We start from the raw sequence: 1,693 nt of genomic DNA, 5'->3' as shown, positions 1-1,693 counted from the left end.
ATCACAACAACAAGCCGATGCACGTGCTGTAATGACTGGCCGTGTAACTGATGCCTATACTAATATTCAAACTGTAAAACTCTTTGCGCATGCCGGGCGTGAAAGCCAATATGCAAAAGCGTCAATGAAAGAGTTTATGACCACAGTCTATGCGCAAATGCGTCTAGGTACTCTTTTTGAAGTTAGCATTAATTTACTGTCTGCTGTTTTATTTGTTGGGGTAATTGGTACCGCAGTTTGGTTATGGACTCAAGGTTTAGCAGCGTTAGGCGTAATTGCTGCTACTACTGCCATGATTTTAAAACTTAATAGCATGGCTGAGTTTATGATGTGGCATATGTCAGCATTATTTGAAAATGTTGGTACCATTCAAGATGGCATGCAAACACTTGGTAAGAAAATCAATATTCAAGACAAGCCAGATGCAAAACCACTTGCAGTCACACAAGGTGAGATTGTATTTAAAGATGTGACCTTTGCTTATAACAATAAAAATGTCATCGATCACTTTAATCTACACATTAAAGCAGGTGAAAAGATTGGTATCGTTGGCCGTTCAGGTGCAGGTAAATCTACCCTCATCCAATTACTTTTACACTTTTACCATCTTAAAGAAGGTGCAATTTTAATTGATGGGCAGAATATTGAAGATGTTACACAAGATAGTTTGAGAGCAAATATTGCTTTAGTTACTCAAGACACTTCTCTACTACATCGTTCAGTTGCCGAAAATATTAAATATGGCCGTCCAGATGCAACTGATCAAGATATGCAAAGTGCCGTGCATAAGGCAAAAGCAGCTGAATTTATTCCTCAACTTGTCGACTTAAAAGGACGTTCAGGTTATGAAGCACAAGTGGGTGAACGTGGTGTCAAACTGTCAGGTGGTCAAAGACAACGTATCGCTATTGCGCGTGTTTTCTTAAAAGATGCACCAATTTTAATCTTAGATGAAGCAACTAGTGCTTTAGACTCAGAAGTTGAAGCAGCTATTCAGTCTAGTTTAAATGACCTGATGGTAGATAAAACAGTTATTGCAATTGCTCACCGTTTGTCTACCATTGCTCAAATGGACCGTTTAATTGTTCTTGATGAAGGTAAAATTGCAGAGCAAGGTACTCATGAAGAATTAATTGCTAAAAATGGTATATATGCACAATTATGGAAACGTCAAACGGGCGGTTTTCTTATTGAGCAAAAAGTAGTACAGGGTCAAGATTAATGCTTTATTTAGAAGATTTAAAAATTGGTGATCGTTTTATCAGTCGTGAGTATGAAATTACACTTGATGAAATTAAACAATTTGCAAGCCACTATGACCCTCAACCTTTCCATACAGATGAAGAGTTAGCCAAAGAAGATCCAATCTTTAAAGGTATTGCCGCTAGCGGGTGGCATACCTCGGCAATTACTATGCGCTTATGGACTGAATGCATGCCGATTCATGGTGGACTAGTAGGCTCAGAATCTAGTCTACGTTGGCCACGCCCTACTCGGCCTGGTGACCGTATTCATGTTGAAGCTGAAATTTCCGCCATTACGCCATCCAAAACAAAATTGGATCGTGGTATTGTAAGCTACGTTACGCAAGCCTTAAATCAGCATGGGGATGTTTTACTTATTTCAACGACAAAAATCGTTGTCTTTAAAAAGAATGTTTAATGAATCGTTGATATGATTGTCTAACAGTTTT

The 1,693-nt window shown here is 38.6% G+C and carries 2 protein-coding genes; both read left to right on the top strand.

Annotated features, from left to right (window positions below; genetic code table 11):
* Positions 1-1,222: ABC transporter ATP-binding protein (locus VXQ92_RS16900; protein WP_416682597.1), on the top strand; the 1,222-nt coding region annotated here is incomplete at its 5' end.
* On the top strand, positions 1,222-1,662 hold the full coding sequence (locus VXQ92_RS16895; protein ID WP_000966086.1) for a MaoC family dehydratase: 441 nt from the start codon (positions 1,222-1,224) through the stop codon (positions 1,660-1,662). The genes VXQ92_RS16900 and VXQ92_RS16895, both read left to right, overlap by 1 nt.
* The last annotated feature ends 31 nt before the right edge of the window (positions 1,663-1,693 follow it).

This window comes from Acinetobacter sp. 228 (assembly GCF_048147885.1).
This window is presented reverse-complemented; position numbering and strand designations above follow the sequence as displayed.

Excerpts from the sequence above, each read along its gene's own strand:
- VXQ92_RS16895 (WP_000966086.1), top strand. The coding sequence starts at position 1,222 with ATGCTTTATTTAGAAGATTTAAAAATTGGTGATCGTTTTATCAGTCGT.